General features: G+C 46.8%; 19 protein-coding genes. 18 read left to right on the top strand and 1 reads right to left on the bottom strand.

What is annotated here, in order from left to right; translation table 11 throughout:
* Nucleotides 1-192: 192 nt before the first annotated feature.
* From rpsT to aspS, 4 genes are all read left to right on the top strand, one after another.
* The gene (rpsT, locus tag LVJ86_RS06995; RefSeq protein ID WP_047761529.1) at nt 193-456 is read left to right on the top strand and encodes a 30S ribosomal protein S20; all 264 of its coding nucleotides are present in this window, start codon (nt 193-195) and stop codon (nt 454-456) included.
* 179 nt (nt 457-635) lie between these two features.
* On the top strand, nt 636-1,781 hold the full coding sequence (locus tag LVJ86_RS06990) for a phospholipase A (RefSeq protein ID WP_047761530.1): 1,146 nt from the start codon (nt 636-638) through the stop codon (nt 1,779-1,781).
* Nucleotides 1,782-1,926: 145 nt separating this feature from the next.
* Nucleotides 1,927-2,643, top strand: coding sequence for a DUF502 domain-containing protein (locus LVJ86_RS06985; RefSeq protein WP_047761531.1), 717 nt, complete (start codon nt 1,927-1,929; stop codon nt 2,641-2,643).
* An 84-nt stretch (nt 2,644-2,727) separates the two neighbouring features.
* Nucleotides 2,728-4,536, top strand: coding sequence for an aspartate--tRNA ligase (aspS, locus tag LVJ86_RS06980; RefSeq protein ID WP_047761532.1), 1,809 nt, complete (start codon nt 2,728-2,730; stop codon nt 4,534-4,536).
* Between the two features lie 255 nt (nt 4,537-4,791).
* On the opposite strand, the gene LVJ86_RS06975 is transcribed toward aspS, so the two are convergent.
* Complete coding sequence (locus LVJ86_RS06975; protein WP_414629264.1) at nt 4,792-5,859, bottom strand: sulfate ABC transporter substrate-binding protein; 1,068 nt, start codon at nt 5,857-5,859, stop codon at nt 4,792-4,794.
* A 308-nt stretch (nt 5,860-6,167) separates the two neighbouring features.
* Between LVJ86_RS06975 and LVJ86_RS06970 the strand changes: the two genes are divergently transcribed.
* From LVJ86_RS06970 to LVJ86_RS06905, 14 genes are all read left to right on the top strand, one after another.
* Nucleotides 6,168-6,914 carry a beta-ketoacyl synthase chain length factor gene (locus LVJ86_RS06970; protein WP_047761534.1) on the top strand — a complete coding sequence of 249 codons (747 nt, stop codon included), beginning with the start codon at nt 6,168-6,170 and terminating at the stop codon, nt 6,912-6,914.
* Nucleotides 6,914-7,672, top strand: coding sequence for a lysophospholipid acyltransferase family protein (locus LVJ86_RS06965; RefSeq protein ID WP_047761535.1), 759 nt, complete (start codon nt 6,914-6,916; stop codon nt 7,670-7,672). Before LVJ86_RS06970 ends, LVJ86_RS06965 begins: the two co-directional genes overlap by 1 nt.
* Nucleotides 7,669-7,929, top strand: coding sequence for a phosphopantetheine-binding protein (locus LVJ86_RS06960; protein ID WP_047761536.1), 261 nt, complete (start codon nt 7,669-7,671; stop codon nt 7,927-7,929). The genes LVJ86_RS06965 and LVJ86_RS06960 overlap by 4 nt, the downstream gene beginning before the upstream one ends.
* A 13-nt stretch (nt 7,930-7,942) precedes the next feature.
* On the top strand, nt 7,943-8,191 hold the full coding sequence (locus LVJ86_RS06955) for an acyl carrier protein (protein ID WP_047761537.1): 249 nt from the start codon (nt 7,943-7,945) through the stop codon (nt 8,189-8,191).
* Complete coding sequence (locus LVJ86_RS06950) at nt 8,192-8,731, top strand: COG4648 family protein (RefSeq protein WP_047761538.1); 540 nt, start codon at nt 8,192-8,194, stop codon at nt 8,729-8,731.
* 287 nt (nt 8,732-9,018) lie between these two features.
* Complete coding sequence (locus LVJ86_RS06945; protein ID WP_161796061.1) at nt 9,019-9,195, top strand: hypothetical protein; 177 nt, start codon at nt 9,019-9,021, stop codon at nt 9,193-9,195.
* A 271-nt stretch (nt 9,196-9,466) separates the two neighbouring features.
* A complete protein-coding gene (locus LVJ86_RS06940) occupies nt 9,467-11,197 on the top strand; it encodes an ApeI family dehydratase (RefSeq protein ID WP_047761541.1) in 1,731 nt (576 codons plus the stop codon).
* Nucleotide 11,198: 1 nt separating this feature from the next.
* A complete protein-coding gene (locus LVJ86_RS06935) occupies nt 11,199-11,936 on the top strand; it encodes a glycosyltransferase family 2 protein (RefSeq protein ID WP_047761542.1) in 738 nt (245 codons plus the stop codon).
* 5 nt (nt 11,937-11,941) lie between these two features.
* Nucleotides 11,942-12,874, top strand: a complete 933-nt coding sequence (locus tag LVJ86_RS06930) for a lysophospholipid acyltransferase family protein (RefSeq protein WP_047761543.1) — start codon at nt 11,942-11,944, stop codon at nt 12,872-12,874.
* Nucleotides 12,867-13,304 (top strand): acyl-CoA thioesterase, encoded by a 438-nt coding sequence (locus tag LVJ86_RS06925; RefSeq protein ID WP_047761544.1) that lies wholly within the window; start codon nt 12,867-12,869, stop codon nt 13,302-13,304. The genes LVJ86_RS06930 and LVJ86_RS06925 overlap by 8 nt, the downstream gene beginning before the upstream one ends.
* Nucleotides 13,305-13,329: 25 nt before the next feature.
* Nucleotides 13,330-13,923 (top strand): LolA family protein, encoded by a 594-nt coding sequence (locus LVJ86_RS06920; RefSeq protein WP_047761545.1) that lies wholly within the window; start codon nt 13,330-13,332, stop codon nt 13,921-13,923.
* Nucleotides 13,924-14,047: 124 nt separating this feature from the next.
* Nucleotides 14,048-16,384 (top strand): MMPL family transporter, encoded by a 2,337-nt coding sequence (locus LVJ86_RS06915; RefSeq protein WP_047761546.1) that lies wholly within the window; start codon nt 14,048-14,050, stop codon nt 16,382-16,384.
* 58 nt (nt 16,385-16,442) lie between these two features.
* Nucleotides 16,443-17,681, top strand: a complete 1,239-nt coding sequence (locus LVJ86_RS06910; RefSeq protein ID WP_047761547.1) for an NAD(P)/FAD-dependent oxidoreductase — start codon at nt 16,443-16,445, stop codon at nt 17,679-17,681.
* Nucleotides 17,682-17,719: 38 nt separating this feature from the next.
* A complete protein-coding gene (locus LVJ86_RS06905) occupies nt 17,720-18,241 on the top strand; it encodes a hypothetical protein (RefSeq protein ID WP_053008355.1) in 522 nt (173 codons plus the stop codon).
* Nucleotides 18,242-18,252: the final 11 nt, after the last annotated feature.

Here is an 18,252-nt window from a genome sequence, read left to right as displayed (position 1 = left end):
AAAATCAAAGTGATATGGAAAGAGGTGTTGTGAAAAGGATTTGAACCGATGTGCCGAGTGTGCAGAGGTGTCGCATCCGCATACCATGGAGGCTGTAAATCTTAAAAACTTACTAAAATACTTGCGTTTGTGTTGGCTATTATTTAAAATTACACGTTTACGAAATTTGATTTTTATATCAGGAGACAATCTATGGCCAATAGCGCACAAGCCCGTAAACGTGCCCGCCAAGCAATCAAAAACCGCGCCCACAACGCCAGCTTGCGTACCGCTTTCCGTACTGCGGTTAAAAAAGTATTGAAAGCCGTTGAATCAGGTGACAAAGCTGCTGCCCAATCTGTATACCGCGAGTCTGTAAAAGTAATGGACCGTATTGCCGATAAAGGCGTTTTCCACAAAAACAAAGCGGCACGTCATAAAAGCCGTCTGTCTGCAAAAATTAAAGCTTTGGCTTAATTTCTGCCTGATAACGTTGCGGCGTAGATGCCCCGCGAACGGACAAGTTGCTTGTTCTTCGGGGGCATTGCTTTATTTTTAGATAGTGTTTTCATTTTTAGATAGTGTTTTCGGTACGAACGCTACTTGTTGGAAATAAAATGCCGGCGCAGGCGTTGTGTGGTATTTAGAATTTGGGAATGTTAATGCGATATTGGGTGGTTTTGGGTGCAGGGTTGGCTTTGGGCGTTCCTTTTGCGGCAGCGGCGGAAGATGTGGCTTTGCAGTGTACGCTAGTGCAGGATAATGCCATGCGCTTGGCTTGTTTTGATGCTATTTATGCGGCTCAGTTTCCGCCAAAAGCATTGCCGGATACGACAGCTGCCGTCGAGTCTAAATCAGTGGATTTGGTTCGTACGGTGGATGCCAGCTTGGCTAACCAACAGGCAACGATTGTTTTTGATCGGCCTACGGCAGAAGATACTGAGCCTACGGAAGCTTTACGTGAGGCGGCGGAAGCTTATACGCCTTTAAGCGTAATGTACGATTTGGACCAGAATGACCCGCGCGGTATTCTTTCGGTGCGTGAGCATAATCCGATGTATTTGATGCCTGTATGGTATAACAGTAGCCCCAACCGATATCCGGTAACCACTACGCGTGGAATTTCGGATGACGACGTCTCGCAACAGCAAAAGCGGCTTGAGTCAAAAATGCAGGTTTCCTTCAAAACCAAGTTGATGGAAGACTTATTCAAAACGCGTGCCGACCTTTGGTTCGGTTATACCCAAGTATCGAATTGGCAGGTATGGAACCAAGGAAAGGAATCTGCTCCGTTTAGAAACAATGATTATAGCCCCGAGGTATTCATTACCCAGCCGGTAAAGGCCGATTTGCCGGGAGGCGGTAAGTTGCGGATGGTTGGGTTGGGTTTCGTACATCAATCTAACGGCAAAAGCCGCCCGCTGTCACGGTCGTGGAACCGTATCTATGGTATGGCGGGGATGGAATGGGGTAAATTAACGGTGATGCCGCGTGTATGGATGAGGGCATTTGATCAAAGTGGTGAGGAAGATGATAACGCTGATATTTCCAACTATATGGGATATGGCGATTTGAAACTACAATACCGTTTCAATGATATGCAAACGGTAGCCACTACTTTGCGATATAACCCTAAAAGCGGTTATGGCGGAGTGCAACTTGGTTACACATTTCCAATCAAAGGAAAGCTCAAAGGCTATATTCAAGGCTATCATGGCTATGGCGAAAGTTTGCTGGATTACAACCATAAACAAAACAGCATTGGTTTTGGCCTGATGTTAAATGATTGGGATGGTTTCTAAATAAAACTAACCCCCCAAACTATTTGGGGAAGCCGTCTGAAAACAGCAGACCAATCTGCAAGAGGCATTAAAATATTTTCATTCCCCTCAGGTTGAAGGCGTATAATGTCGGATTTGGCAAAAATACGCTTACGGATAAAATAGCATGGTAAAAAACTCAGCAGAAAGCGGCGGAATTTCCAAGGCCCTAAAAAAATACCTGATTACAGGTGTTTTGGTATGGCTGCCGATAGCCGTTACGGTATGGGTGATTACCTATATTGTTTCTGCATCTGATCAGCTAATTAATCTGTTGCCGCAACATTGGCAGCCCAAGCATTTTTTAGGGTTTAACATTCCCGGCTTGGGGGTGATTGTTGCGGTAGTCGTATTATTTGTAACCGGGTTGTTTGGTGCCAATGTGCTGGGAAAGCGTATCATCGCTGCCTGGGATGCTTTGCTTGGCCGGATTCCGGTAGTGAAATCAATTTATTCGAGTGTGAAAAAAGTATCCGAATCGTTGCTTTCGGATTCTCGCCAATCGTTTAAAACACCAGTATTGGTGCCTTTCCCGCAACCTAATATTTGGACTTTGGCGTTTGTATCGGGAAATATACCTACCGCTGTGCAACAGGCTTTGGGACATGGTGAGGAATATGTATCCGTATACGTGCCGACAACACCTAATCCGACCGGTGGTTATTACATTATGGTAAAGCGCACCGATATCCGTGAATTGGATATGAGTGTAGACGATGCGTTGAAGTATGTTATTTCCTTGGGAATGGTTTTGCCTGAGGCAAATATTCAGAATAACTCGGCTGCCTTGCCTGAAAACCTACCGTCTGAATCCAAGAGTAATGTTTCAGACGGCCTCGAATAAGTATCGGCAAAATAGCCGTTAGCAAACAATTTCGAGAAATATTTATTTGAATTTAAATCCGATTGTCAAAGGGATTATATCTTTATGCGTACCAATTATTGTGGCTTGATTAACGAGCAGTATCTTGACCAAACCGTTACCGTTAAAGGCTGGGTGCACCGCCGGCGCGACCACGGGGGGGTAATTTTTATCGACTTACGTGATCGGGAAGGCATCGTTCAGGTAGTGGTGGATCCTGATACGCCTGAAGCTTTTGCACAGGCTGATTCTTCTCGTAACGAATTCGTATTGAGTATTACCGGTCGGGTGCGTAATCGTCCCGAAGGCACTTCTAACGATAAAATGGTTTCCGGCAAAATTGAAATTTTGGCTAAAGAAATCGAGGTTTTGAATACTGCTGCAACGCCACCTTTCCAAATTGATGATGAAAATATCAGCGAGAATGTACGCTTGCAAAACCGTGTTATCGACTTACGCCGCCCGGTAATGCAAAATAATTTGAAATTGCGCTATAAAGTTGCTATGGGTGTACGCCGCTATTTGGACGAGCAAGGTTTCATTGACATTGAAACTCCTATGTTGACACGCTCCACTCCCGAGGGTGCGCGTGACTATCTTGTTCCCAGCCGGGTACATCCGGGCGAGTTTTTCGCATTGCCGCAATCTCCCCAACTTTTCAAGCAATTGTTGATGGTGGCCGGTTTTGATCGTTACTACCAAATCACCAAATGCTTCCGCGACGAAGACTTGCGTGCCGACCGCCAGCCTGAATTTACCCAAATCGACTTGGAAACTTCGTTTTTGGGTGAAGATGAAATTATGGACATTACCGAAGGTATGGCCAAAAAAGTGTTTAAAGATGCTTTAGGTGTAGATCTTGGTAATTTCCCGCGCATGCCTTATAGCGAGGCTATGTATTATTACGGTTCGGATAAGCCCGATTTGCGTGTGGACCTTAAATTTACAGAGCTGACCGACTTGATGAAAACGGAGGAGTTCAAAGTCTTCCGTGCCGCAGCGGATATGAAAGGAGGCCGGGTAGTTGCCTTGCGTGTTCCTAACGGTGCGAAATTGAGCCGTAAAGATATTGACGAATATACCAAGTTTGTCGGTATCTATGGTGCTAAAGGCTTGGCGTATATCAAAGTAAACGATATCAGCAATCTTTCTAACGGAGAAGACAGCGGCTTGCAATCGCCGATCGTGAAGTTCTTGTCTGAAAACGCGTTGAAAGAAATCATTGCCCAAACGGGTGCCCAAAATGGCGACATCATCTTCTTTGGTGCGGATAAGGCTAAGGTTGTGAATGAAGCCATTGGTGCATTACGTATTAAAATCGGCCATGAGCATGGTGCGGAAAACGGCTATTTCTCCAATGAATGGCGTCCGCTGTGGGTCGTTGACTTCCCGATGTTTGAATATGATGAAGAAAACAACCGTTATGCCGCAGTACATCATCCATTTACTTCACCCAAGCCGGGACATGAAGATTTGATGGAAACCGACCCGGAGAATTGTTTGGCACGTGCTTATGATATGGTATTGAACGGCTGGGAAATCGGTGGAGGTTCTATCCGTATCCATCGTGCGGATGTTCAGGCAAAAGTATTTGCCGCATTAAAAATCAGTCCGGAAGAGCAGCAAAATAAATTTGGCTTTCTCTTGGATAATTTGAAATTCGGCGCACCTCCGCACGGTGGTTTGGCTTTCGGCCTTGACCGGTTGGTAACTTTAATGGCTGGAGCAGAATCTATCCGCGATGTGATTGCTTTCCCGAAAACCCAACGCGCCCAAGATTTGTTGGTAGATGCTCCGAATAATGTAGATGAGAAGCAATTGCGCGAACTGGGCTTGCGTTTGCGCCAAAAAGCTGCGGAAACTAAAGAAGCCTGATGGCGTTTTAGCAGTCGGGTGTAAAGTAAGGTACGGTACGATATTGACGCATAAAGTTGTGCGATATCGTGCCGTATTTATTTTAGTTAGGATGGGAGTAAGAGCAATAAAGGTAATAGTAAGAGCCGTTTTAAAGCCGCAAAATGCGGTTGGTAGACTATATATTTTAAGTTTATAAAACTTTTGATTGGTTTGAATAAATATGCCGTCTGAAAATTTTCAGACGGCATATTTATCATTATAGAAATAAAGTGGTTATTGTTTTGGACTGAGTTGGTCAACAAGGCCGCCGTCTGCAAAGTATTTTTTCATAATTTCGGGCCAGCTGCCGAATTTATCATTCGGGCGGAAAGTTTCTATATCGGGAAAATCTGCTTTGTGGGCGGCCAAAACTTCTTTATCACTTGGGCGTAGATAGAGCTTGGCTGCCAACTCTTGTGCCGGCTTGCTCCATAGATATTGCAGGTATTCATTAGCCGCATCACGGCTTCCTTTTTTATCCACCACACTATCGACTACCGCTACCGGGCTTTCGGAAAGAATCGTGTAGCTCGGATAAACAATATCAAACTGATTGGGTGCTAATACCCTGCTGACATGATTTGCCTCATTTTCAAAAGTAATCAGCACGTCACCGATATTTCGTTGGGTAAAGGTAGTGGTTGCCGCCCGACCGCCGTTTTCAAAAACGGGAGCATTGGCCAACAGTTTACGCGTAAATTCATTGGCTTTGCTTTCATCACCATTATTGGTTTTCAGGGCATAGCCGTATGCTCCTAAAAATGCATAGCGGCCGTTGCCGGTGGTTTTGGGATTGGCAATAACGATTTGAAGATTATCTTTGGTTAAGTCAGACCAATCGCGGATTTGTTTAGGGTTGCCTTTGCGTACCAAAAAAACGGTTGTGCTGGTAAAGGGTACCGATTGGTTTGGCAACCGGCCTGCCCAATCTTGAGCCACCAGACCTTTGTCTTGTAGTAATTCGATGTCTGAAGTTTGATTCATACTGACGACGTCAGCCTGTAATCCGTTGGCTACCGCCAAAGCTTGTTTGCTGGAACCGCCGTGTGATTGCTGAATATCAATACTGCTGCCGCTGTGTTTGGTTTCATACTCTTTTTTAAATAGAGGGTTGTAATCTTTGTAGAAATCTCGTGCTACATCGTAAGATACATTCAGCAGTTTGACCGATTGGCTTGATGCTGTGGCTCCATTGGTAGTTTGGGAGGAGGGTTCGTTAGCTGCCTCATTGGAGCTAGAGGGCGAGCAGGCACCAAGTGTTACTACTATACCCAATAAGGTAGCAATCCTAAATGTACGGATAGCTGCAGACATTGTTGTTTCTCCTTGGAACGATAGGGATTTATGGATTGCTTTACTTTAATATAGGCCGTCTGAAAAGGGAAAGAACGGCTGGTTGTATCTAAATAGGGTTTGGTTATATAAAGATACAAGGCATTGTTAAGCCTGGTTGATTATGGTTATGGATGAAGTGTAGCCTGCCTCTCAAAACTATATTAAGCCTATGTATTTCACATAGAAATATGAGCTGGAAGAAATAGGGTTGTTGCTGGTTAAAATATGGTAAATAGGTTAAAATACGTTCATTTTGTAAAGTTTTGAAAGTTGCTATGAATCGGGCTGATACGGCGTGTTGTTTTTCTATAAAAATTACTCAGTTTCGTGCCGTTTGCCCTTATTTCTCGGATGATGAGGCATGGCGTTTATGGGGGCAAGAAGGGCGGATTAATCTTGATGTCGAGTATAAGCCGCTCCTTGCTTTCTTACCTGCAATGCAACGTCGCCGCCTCGGTATCGCAGCCCGTTTGGCTTTTGATGCGGCTTGGCCGCTGGTGGAACAATATTCCAATATTCCTTTGGTGTTTGTCTCTCACGATGGTGAGTTGAACCGCAGTTTCGAATTATGGCTGGCATTGTTGCGTGAAGGTACGGTTTCTCCTACCTCTTTCGGCTTGTCCGTACATAATGCCTTGCCAGGCCAATGGTCGATGCTGCGTGGTGATATGAGCGAAAATACCGCATTATCGGTATGTTGTGATGGCTTGGAAACAGCTTTGGCAGAAGCCTATGTACTGCTGGGTGAGGGGCATTCCCGAGTACTTGTTGTTGTGGCAGATGATCCGCTTAGGAAAGAATACCCGGTTGTGGCAACACGAGCCCCTTTTGCCTATGCGATGGCGATGATGGTGGAAGAAGGGAACGAATATGTTTTCAGTATGCTTCCGGCTGCACCAAAGGCAAAGAGCGATTTACCCGTATATGAAGGTGCCTTGGATTGGTTGAAATTCTTACATTCTGATGCCGAGGAGCATATACAGGATTACGGTATACGTCGTTGGTTGTGGCAGAAAAAATAATGAGGTATTTGGATTATAGCCGCCGTTTTTTGGCTACTTTGTTTGGATTCGTACTATTTGGAGTAGTGGGTGTTTTATTTAAATTGGTGCTGCTGCCATATACGTTGAATAGCACTCGTGGGCAGTTAAAACGTCAATTGCAAGCACGCAGGTTGGTAGGTGGTATTTGGTATTTTTTTGTACGTTACCTGCTTGTTTCCGGTGTGTTGAGCGTAAAGTTTAACGGCTTGGAAAAGCTAGGACGACCTGGGCAGTTGGTGTTGGCCAATCATCCTTCTTTATTGGATGTCGTCTTACTAATTAGCCACGAACCGCGTATGAACTGTATTGTTAAAAAGGATTTATTAAACCATCTGGCCATGAAGAGCCCGATTCTGGCAACCGGCTATATTCCGAACGATGAATCGATGGAAATGTTGGAAGAGGTTGATGCGGTTTTAAAAGGTGGGCAATCTTTGTTGGTTTTCCCGGAGGGAACGCGTACCGGCTGGGATGGGCAGGTTAAATTAAATCGGGGAGCGGTATCGATCGGTTTGCGTAGTGCTACAGTGATTACGCCGGTAGTCATAAAAATGACACCTCCTAATTTTAAAAAAGGCCAGCCATGGTATAAAATCCCATCCCGAAAAGTTCACTATGAGATTAATGTCGGTGAAGATATTGATCCGCAAAGCTGGCTTGCTGAAAAACCGTTACCGATTGCAGCCAGAAGGTTGAATGCTTATTTGCAAGATTATTTTATACGGGAAACAACATGAATTTGGAAAATCAGATCAAACAATTAATTATTGACAGTTTAGGGCTTGAGGACATAACTGTTTCCGATATTGAAACCGATATGCCTTTGTTTGGCGACGAAGGGTTGGGGTTGGATTCAGTGGATGCTCTGGAGCTTGGTTTGGCAGTTCAAAAAGCATTCGGTTTTCAAATGGACGGAGAAAACCAAAATTTGCGCGATCATTTTACTAGTGTAAAAACCTTAGCAGACTTCGTGCGTACCCAACAGGCACAATAATTGGGGATAAAAAATGACTGAACAAGAAATCCGAAAAATTCTAAGTGATGCTTTGGTAAATCTTTTCGAAATCGAGCCTGAGCGCATCAAGCCGGAAACTAATCTTTATGAAGATTTGGAAATAGACAGTATCGATGCCATCGATTTAATCGATCATATCAAGCGACAGACAGGGCATAAATTGTTGGCTGAAGATTTTCGTAGCGTACGTACAGTTGAAGATGTCGTACAGGCTGTGTTGCGTAAAGGTGCGGCAGAATAAGTGCGTACCGTTTGGCAGATAATATTGGCGCTGTTGAGCGTGGCCTATCCGCTGTTGTGGTATTGGGGGCGCGACAACGGCGCTTTTTATTGGCTTGCGGGATTGATGTGCGGCTTGTGGCTTTTGAGGGCCTTTTTCAGCCGAGAAAATAGCCAACGTACGGTAGCTGTAATTGTGGCTGCTTTTTTTGCCATAGTGTTGTGGTTGCGTTTACCGCAAACTATGTATTGGTATCCGGTGGGCGTGAGTTTGTTGATGCTGGCTGTATTTGGCGGTAGCTTGTTTGCCAAGCAGAGTGTGATTGAGCGGTTGGCACGTTTGCAGAATCCGGATTTGCCGCCTGAGGGAGTGCGCTATACCCGCAAAGTAACACAAATATGGTGCGTGTTTTTTATATTAAATGCATTAGCCGCCGCTGTTTTGGTGTGTGCGGAACAGTATGAATGGTGGGCTTTTTATACCGGTATCATTTCCTACGTTTTAATGGGCATGCTATTGGGCGGCGAATGGCTGTATAGGAAGATGGTTTTACGTTTGTAATGGCTGGATTATTGTGAATAACGGATATGTACTATGGGGAATATAAATCACATTTTGCAAAATATCCTTGCGTCTTGTAGCAGAAAAAATCTAAAAAAATATGTACATGGCGAATTAGAGCCAACGGAAGATGAGCTAGACAAGATCAGGCGGTTTTTAACAAGCGTGTATTTTTCCGATACAAGAAACAAGCATATGAAAAACGATTACTGCGGTTTTTTAATGCGCCAAATCGAGCAGAAAAAATTCCTTATTTAAAGGAACTCTCGGTAGAGGAATTGGATTTTTTGTTGGAAAAAGAAATTGATTTGAACGGTATTTTGGATGTGGTATTTGCTAAAGGCGGTTTGGTAGGGGGGCGGCGATTAAGTGGAATGAGGCCGAGCATAGATATGAAGAAAAATTATTTTTTAAAAGAGAAAGGCTCAATAGATTTATTAAACAAGAATATTGGGGCTGGATAGCTTTTAGTCCTATTTTAATTTCCCTATTAACGATATATATGCTCGCCTTTGGGTTTGAATATAGAATTTATGATTTTTGGTTATTGCCAATTATTATATTGCTATTAGCATTACTTTTGTTGCCGTTAGTTACTTTGCCGGAAACAATGCACTTTGCATTAAAAAGGCTGAAAACGGAAAAGTATAAAAAGATTTTTGATGCAAGTTGTGATATCCGTTAATCAACATTATTGCGTCTTTGCTTTGCGCATAGGGTAACGGTAGTTTTGTTATGTATAGTTTATCTCAGATCTTTTCTGAAAATTTGTTTGGCGACGATTTGATTGCCGTTTCTCCGGATTGGAAACGTGCGGATTTTAACCGTACGGTTTTTTATCTTTCAGGCCGTCTGAAAGCCGCAGGTGTAAAAAGTGCCGCGTTGTGGTTTGATGATGCGGCATTGTTCGCATGTGCCGTTTTGTCGGTATGGCATGCAGGGGCGAGGGTAATCTTGCCGCCGAATCTTGCGTACGACAATACAAGATGGGCAGATAGCGAGGCAGACGTATGGTTAACCGATGTTGTAGACCAATTGGCGGCGGCAGATATTTCGAAGCATTCTACTTTTGTGTTGCCGGATTGTTTTCACGCAATGGAGCCCGATAGTATTACGGCGATGCAAACCGATTTTTTAAATGAACAGGCAGAGGTTTATTTAAAAACTTCGGGTTCCAGCGGCAAAGCCCAAGTAGTAGTGAAAACATTGGCTCAGATACAAGCCGAAGCAAAAGTGTTGGCTCAGTTGCCCTTGTTTGCTGATAAGGGTGCTGTGGTTATGGGCAGCGTTAGTCCGCAGCATTTGTATGGCTTTACTTTCCGTTTTGCATTGCCGCTTAGTGCGGGTTTGCCCATTTCACGCAAACAGAGCGTATATCCTGAAAATTTGCTGGCGGAAACGTCGGCATGCGTGCGTACTGTTTGGATTACCAGTCCGGCTTTGCTAAACCGTATGGGAGAGGAGCGGAATTGGGAGGCGGTTAGGCCGAAGTTGTCCGGTATCGTCTCCGCAGGCGGTGCATTACCCTATTCGACAGCAGAATTACTTGAGCGGCATCTTATGCTGCCGTTGGAAATTTACGGTAGCACCGAAACCGGCGTTATCGCTTCGCGTTATGGCTCGCAGCCGTGGCGGCCTTTACCGGGAGTAGCGTTTGGCCAAAGTGCGGGGGAGGGTGCTTTGTGGGTGCAGTCACCGTGGAGTGACGGAAAGCAACAGACTGCCGATGTGGTTGAAAAACAAGAAGGCGGTTTTTTATTGCTGGGACGGAGTGACCGTATCATCAAATTTGAAGACAAGCGCGTTTCATTGGCACAAATCGAACAAGATTTGCTGATGCATGAATGGGTAGCTGATGCTTATTGCGGCATACATCCGAAATACAAACGGCTGGCTGTTTGGGTGGCGTTGAGTGAAATGGGTATTGCGGCATTGCGTGAACATGGGCGCGCGGTAATAGTCAGCCGTCTGAAACGGCATACTTCGGCGGCTCAGGATATGATTGCCGTGCCGCGTTATTGGCGGTTTGCTGATATATTGCCACGCAATACCCAAGCTAAAATTGCCGCCGCAGATTTTCAGACGGCTTTTACAGATAGCCAAACCACCCCTGTGTGGCCGTCCGAAATGAAGCAGATTTCAGATAACGAATGGCTGCTCGAAAGTCGGGTACCGTTGGATTTGGTTTATTTCGGCGGCCATTTCGCTAATTTCCCATTGGTACCCGGTGTGGTGGAGTTGCAGTGGGTACGGGATGCAGCTGCACGTTTCGATTGGGGCCGACAGGCTGTTGTATGCGTAGAAAATTTGAAATACCAACAGTTTTTGCGGCCGCACGATTCGATAAAACTCTCATTGAAATATGATGGTGCGAAAAACAAGCTGACATTTAAGCTGGAAAACCAAGAAGCGGTTTGTGCATCAGGGCGCATTGTATTCGGCAGTTTTTCTCAGGAGGCCTTCTGAAATGAAAGTATTGGTGCTGATACCGCATTACAAACACCCCGATACGGTGGGTGATGTGGCGCTTGCGATGCGTGGTTTTGATTTGCCTGTGTTGATTGTAGACGATGGTTCGGGTGAGGAGAGCCTCCGTACTTTAGAAACATTGGCTGCCCAAGAGGGTATTGACGTCCTGTACCGTCCGCTTAACGGGGGGAAGGGAGCAGCGGTGAAGTGTGGGCTGAAATATGCCGAACAACAAGGCTTCAGCCATGTTTTGCAGGTGGATGCGGATGCACAACATCATTTTCCCGATACTGAAAAATTATTGGCCGCTGCAAGGGAGCAGCCTTCGGCAGTGGTATGCGGTTGGCCGCAGTATGGTAGCGATGCGCCAAAAGCAAGACTATACGGTCGGAAAATCACCGACTTTTGGAATATGGTTAATACGGCATCTACCGATATTAAAGACGGAATGTGCGGCTTCCGGCTGTATCCCGTGGATCCGGTATTAGCCGTGATACGGCAGGAATGTGTCGGTGACCGTATGGATTTTGATACCGAAATTTTAGTACGCCTTCATTGGCGCGGCGTGAAAACCGTTTGGATAAAAACACCCGTAAGATATGCTTCAGACGGCATTTCCCACTTTGACGCATGGGCGGATAATGTGCGCATCAGCAAAATGCATGCCCGCTTGTTTTTTGAAATGCTGAAAAGGAGGTTAGGCAATATGTCGAACAAACGGAATAAGGCCGTCTGAAAACCATGAATCAGTCGAATCATTGGGCGCAGCAACAAGAACGGGGAAACCGACTGTTTCTCCGTATTACCACTTTGATGGTACGCTATCTGCCGCCTTTTTTAATGAACCCGTGCATTTGGTTTGTCGTATTATATTTTTATCTGACCGCTCCAAAACCAAGACGCAACATTAGCCGGTATCAGTTACGGTTGAAAGAGTCGTTTCCCGATGCGCCGCTGCCTAAAAGATTTCCGGTTTTGAAGCAGTTTGTAGCTTTTGGCAGGGCGGTGTGTGACCGTTTTGCCGTTTGGCAGCGTAAATTACGTTACGAAGATTTGGTGTTGCACGACCTGGATAATATTTATGCTGATATGCACCAGACAGGACGGCGCGGGCAGATTTTCGTATGCTCGCATGTGGGCAATGTAGAAATCTGTCGGGCGTTAGTGTCGCACCATCAAGGGTTTAAACTCAATGTATTGGTACACAGCCGTCACGCACAGGCGTTTAATGATGCCCTGGTAAGGGCGGGAGCCGACCGTATCCAATTAATACAGGTAACCGATTTGGATGCGGCTTTGATGATGGAGCTCAGCCGCAGATTGGATGAGGGTGAGTGGATTGCCATTGCCGCCGACCGTATCCCGGTACGCGGTGAAAAAACGGTAACCGTGGATTTTCTCGGGGCAAGTGCTGAAATGCCGCAAGGTGCATGGTTGCTGGCCAGTCTGCTGAAAACGAGATTAAACACTTTGTTTTGTGTTTGGCATAACGGTCGTTACCATTTGAAATTACATCGTTTTGCCGATGCGGCACAATGGACGCGCGGCAATCGTAGCGCGGCGGTGGCCGAAGCGGCCCAAAAGTTTGCAGACCGCCTGGCCGTGGAATGCGCGGAAAATCCTTTGCAATGGTTTAATTTTTACGATTTTTGGAAAGACGAAGATAATGGCTAAACATATTTATTGCCGGCACAGTATTGAAATTGAAGTGCCGTTTTTTGATGTAGATGCCATGCATATCGTATGGCACGGCCATTACGTGAAATACTTGGAAGTTGCCCGTTGCGCGTTTTTATCTTCTATCGGTTATGACTATAACGAAATGGGAAAAAACGGTTATAGCTGGCCGGTTGTACAATTGAATTTGAAATATGTGAAGCCTGCCCGTTTCGGCCAAAAAATCCGTGTGGATTTGGCCGTTGTGGAAATAGAGAGCTGTTTGCGAATTGACTACACCCTAGTGGATTCGGAGAGCGGGCAGAAACTGACCAAGGCATCGACTACACAGGTGGCCGTTTCATTGGAAAACGGAGAAATGCAGTTTCAAACGCCTTCAAGCTGGCTGGAGGCGGTTAAGCGGCACCGGAGTTTTCAGACGGCCTGAAATAATAGTGAAAGGATTGATCAAGATGAAAAGATGGATGATAGGCGTGGTATTGACCGTGTGCAGCCCGCTTTTATGGGCCTTCGACACTGCCGAATTGGCGCAAACACTGCAAAAACCGCAGAACGTGCAAGGCAGCTTTGTACAGCAACGCTATTTGAAATCATTGTCCAAACCGATGACGACCCAAGGCCGCTTCGTTTTACAACCGCGCCGCGGCTTGCTTTGGCAGATGCAAAAACCTTTTGAAAACCGCTTGCGCGTGCGCTCGGACGGCATTATGCAGTGGAATGGTAAAAATTGGGCAGCAGCATCAGGCAGTAAAAGTGCGCAGTCACAGCAGATTAAGTTGTTTTTGGATTTGCTGGGCGGTAATACGGCGGGCTTGCAGCAGCAGTTTGATTTGCAACTTTCGGGAAATGAACGTCAGTGGACATTGCGCCTGATTCCGAAAACCGTTGTGATGAAACAGGTTTTTACCCGGATCGACATCAGTGGTGACAGCGTTGTACGTAAAATCGAACTGAATGAAAAACAGGGAGATCGCACCGTTATGACATTTAACGGTATCAATACCAATCAGGCATTGGATGCTTTTGCGCAAGCAGCGTTGCAATAAGTTTATCTCAATGCTGTATGAATATCTGTGCTGAAGAGGTTTGCTAGTATGCAGTAGCTTGCAGCCGATACTCTAATCAGTGCGGATTTGCCGATTCCCGCTTATTGAAGCAGATTAACCGATTATGATGAAAAAGCCGTCCCATATTCTTTATTGTATAGCGATGGCCGCTGCCGCCGTATTTTTAACCTATATGTTGGCGGCGCGTTCGTGGTTGCAAACCGATTTGACCGCATTGCTGCCGCAGGAGCAGGCTCAAGACGTTTTACTGCAGGCAGCGGATCGGGTGAGCGAAGCCCAACTAAACGGGCAGGTTGTATTGCTGGTAGGCAGCAGTGACGCCGATAAAGCTTTTCAGACGGCCTCCGAACTGGCGCAAGCGTGGCGCAGCAGCGGCATATTTGAGACGGTAGACAGTGAAATCACACCGGATTTGGAGCAAGTGCGCAGCGATACAGCCAAATTAGGCTTGGCCGTATTACCGCTTCATGTCCGCCGTTTGCTGTTTGACGATCCGAAAGCTTATTTTAAAGAGCGCGCACAAGATGCGGTTAATCCTTTCGCGGCTCCTTCACCTTTGCCTTTAGATGAGGATTGGCTAGGCTTTGGCCGCTTTACGATGACTCAGGCCGCGCCGCAGAGCCGTTTACAATGGCATGCGGCCAGCGGAATGCTGTTTACCGAAGGTGAAGACGGAAAAACTTGGGTATGGTTGCGAGGCCGCTTGCCGAAAAACAATGATATTGCTAATGCCAGTGCCGATTTGCCGAAGCTGTTGAAAGAGAGTCGGGCTTTGGCGGCAAAACAGCAGGCAGAGGTTTTAAGTGCCGGCGGCGCGGTTTTTGCGGCCACTGCAAAAAAGGATGCCGAAAGAGAAAGCCGTCTGATGAGCACGGCAGGTTTGGGGCTGACTTTGGCTTTGCTGCTTTGGGTGTTCCGTAGCGGCAGGGTGCTGGTTTTGGTCTTACCGCTTTTGGCTGGGATGTTGGCCGGGTTGGCCGCCGTATTAGCTGTGTTCGGACAAATTCATATTCTGACAATTGTTATCGGCACCAGCCTGATCGGTATGTTGGTCGATTTTCCCCTGCATTGGCTGACGCCCTCGGTTTTTTCCGCTAAAGGGCGTATTTGGCAGGCAGAGCGGGCAATGAAGCATGTGTTGCCGACTTTTGCCGTTAGTTTGGTCATTACGGTGGCGGGTTACGCGTTACTGTGGTTTACACCGTTGCCGATATTGCGCCAAACAGCTGTTTTTTCAGGCTTCGCTTTACTTGGCGCATTCGGAGCAACCGTGTGCTGGTTGCCGCTTTTGTTTGTGCGCTACCAAAATAAAAGCGTTCCTTTTGCAACATTGACGGATAAGCTCTACCCTTTGGCGGGCCGTCTGAAAAAACGTTTGCAAAAGCGCGGTTGGGTGATATTGGCAGGTATATTGCTGGCCATAGGTTTATGGCGCAGCGATTGGCACGACGATATCCGCCAATGGGTAGCCGTCCAGCCTGAAATGTTGGCAGAGGCGCAAGCCATCGGTCACTTGAGCGGTGCCGATTTCGGAGGGCAATATATAGTGGTGGAGGCGGCAGACGAAGACGGGCTATTGCTTCAAAGCGCGCGGGTAGAGGCGGCTTTGCAACCGTTGATAGCAGATAAAAAATTGGATGGCGTGCAATCGCTTAACCAATGGATACAAAATACCGCCGACCAGCAAACTTTGAGAACACACTTGAAAAATTTAGCTTTGACTCCGCGCGCTTGGGCTTCTATGCGTGAAATCGGCGTACCGCGCCAAACCATGAAAAGTGCGCTGGAGCAGGCGGCTTCGGCTCCAACCGTAACATTATCGCAAAGCTTGCAAACGCCTTTGGCCGAGGCTTGGCAGCCTTTGTATCTGGGAGAAGTTATACCGGGTCGTTGGGCTGCTGTAGTGAGGTTAAACGGCGTGCATGATGTTTCTGCGGTAAAAGCGGTGGTAACCGGAATCAGCGGAACACATTGGGCGGATAAGCGCGCACACCTCAACGAGTTGTTCCACCACACCCGAAATCAGGCCGCTTGGTTGAAGCTGGCTTCTTATGCTTTGGCATTGCTGGTGTTGTGGAAAATATTTGGGATATGGCGCGGCATGTTGGTTTTGGCCGTACCCCTGGCATCAGCTTTATGTACCGTTGCCGTATTGGGTTGGATCGGTTTGCCGGTCAGCCTGTTTGCGATGTTCGGTTTGCTGCTGGTATCGGCCATCGGCGTGGATTATGCTGTTTATGCAGGTGCCGTACATGAGACGGCGGAAGCTAGGTTGGGTGGAATGCTGCTAGCCGCACTCACTACCGGCATTTCATTTGTATTGTTGGCAACGAGCAGTACGCCCGCCGTTGCCGCATTCGGTATCAGCGTGGCGGTGGGCGTGGTATTTAATTTGCTGTTTGCTTCGTGGCTGTTGGATATGGAAAACAAGAAGTTTTAATCAACATCACCCGGAAGCATAAGATTATCTTTTAAAGTTAAATGATTGAAAGCCAAAAATGAATCATTCTGTTGATGTTGCGATTATCGGTGCAGGGCCGGCAGGCTCGGCGGCGGCGGCTTTGCTGCATAAAAAGGGTTTTAAAGTATGCGTGTTGGAAAAACAGCATTTTCCGCGCTTCGTGATTGGTGAAAGCTTGTTGCCGCACTGTATGGAAATCTTGGAAGAAGCGGGCTTTACTGAGGCGGTGACGGCTGAACCCAGCTTTCAATTTAAAAACGGTGCCGCGTTTACTTGGGGCAACCGTTACACCTATTTTGACTTTACCGACAAATTTACCGCTGGGCCGGGTACTACGTTTCAAGTACGCCGTGCGCTGTTCGATAAAATTTTGATTGACGAAGCGGCCAAGCAGGGAGTGGAAGTCCGCTTCGGTCACGGTGTAATGGCTTTTGACAATAGCGGAAGCGAGGTATTGCTTCGGGTAGAAACCGATAAAGGGGAGAGCTACTCTCTGAATGCTAAATTTGTATTGGATGCGAGCGGTTACGGCCGTGTGCTGCCGCGCTTGTTGGATTTGGAAACGCCGTCCGAACTGCCGCCGCGTATGGCGCACTTTACCCATATCGATGACAACATTACCAGCACGAAATTCGACCGTAATAAAATTTTGATAACCACACATCCGGAACATCGGGATGTGTGGTTATGGACGATTCCGTTTGGAGACGGACGCTGCTCTATCGGCGTTGTCGGTACTCCCGAAAAGCTGGCCGGCGATTCCGAAACCGTATTGAAAAAGTTTGCGCTCGAGTGTCCGATGTTGGCCGATGTGTTGGCCGATGCGGTGTGGGATAACGAATTTCCATTTCGCAGCATTCAGGGATATTCGGCAAACGTCAAAGCGTTACACGGTAAAAATTTTGCCTTGTTAGGTAATGCGGCCGAATTTTTGGATCCGGTATTTTCATCGGGCGTAACCATTGCGTTGCATTCGGCCAAATTAGCTGCGGATCTGTTGGAGAAGCAGTTGAAGGGCGGTTGTGCCGATTGGCAGGCCGAGTTTGCGGAGCCGCTGATGGTGGGGGTAAATGCATTCCGAACCTATGTAAACGGTTGGTATGACGGCCGTTTTCAGGATGTGATTTATGCTAAAAACCGCAATCCCGATATCAGCAGGATGCTCAGTTCGATTTTGGCGGGTTACGCTTGGGATGAAAACAATCCTTATGTGGAAAAATCAGAACGCCGGTTGAATGCATTGGCCGAACTTGTCGGCCGGGCTTCACAAGATTGATTAGGTTTGGTTTAAAGCAGCGGAAGAGGCCGTCTGAAATGATGAAAATATTTTTTCTGTTAAGAAAAGCAGCCGTATCATCTGCGGTGTTGTGTTTGGCGGCTTGTGCTTTTTCAGGCGACATTCCCCGTTTGCAAAGCTGGCCGCAATGGAAAAGCAGCGAAACCCAATGGTTTCGGCTTGAGCTTTTGGATCCGGCGGGTAATGTGGCGCAAACCAGCCTATTGGCGGTACAGCCCGAAGCGGAAAATATCAGGTTTGTACAAACCGATGCATTGGGCGCGCCGGTGTCGCGCCAGATATTAGACCGCCAAGGATGGATAAACGAAGGCTTCGTTCCGCCAAATCGGGAGTCGCGCCGCTTATTCGGTGCGATGCTGCCGTTATTGATCCAATCGGATGACACCTTGTATCCGCAACAGCAAATCCGCCGTGATGATGGGGAAACCTTATATCTCTCGGGTAACCGGGAATTATGGCGTATTCGGGTTTCAGACGGCCATACGGATATTCTTTTTCCTGATGGCAAACAATGGCGTGTCAGCCAGATTGAGCCTTAATTTTGTTGTGT

This window comes from Neisseria arctica (assembly GCF_022870905.1).
In the GTDB taxonomy this organism is placed as follows: Bacteria; Pseudomonadota; Gammaproteobacteria; order Burkholderiales; family Neisseriaceae; genus Neisseria; species Neisseria arctica.
The sequence above is the reverse complement of the archived record's forward strand: the minus strand, read 5'-3'. Positions and strand labels throughout refer to the sequence as shown.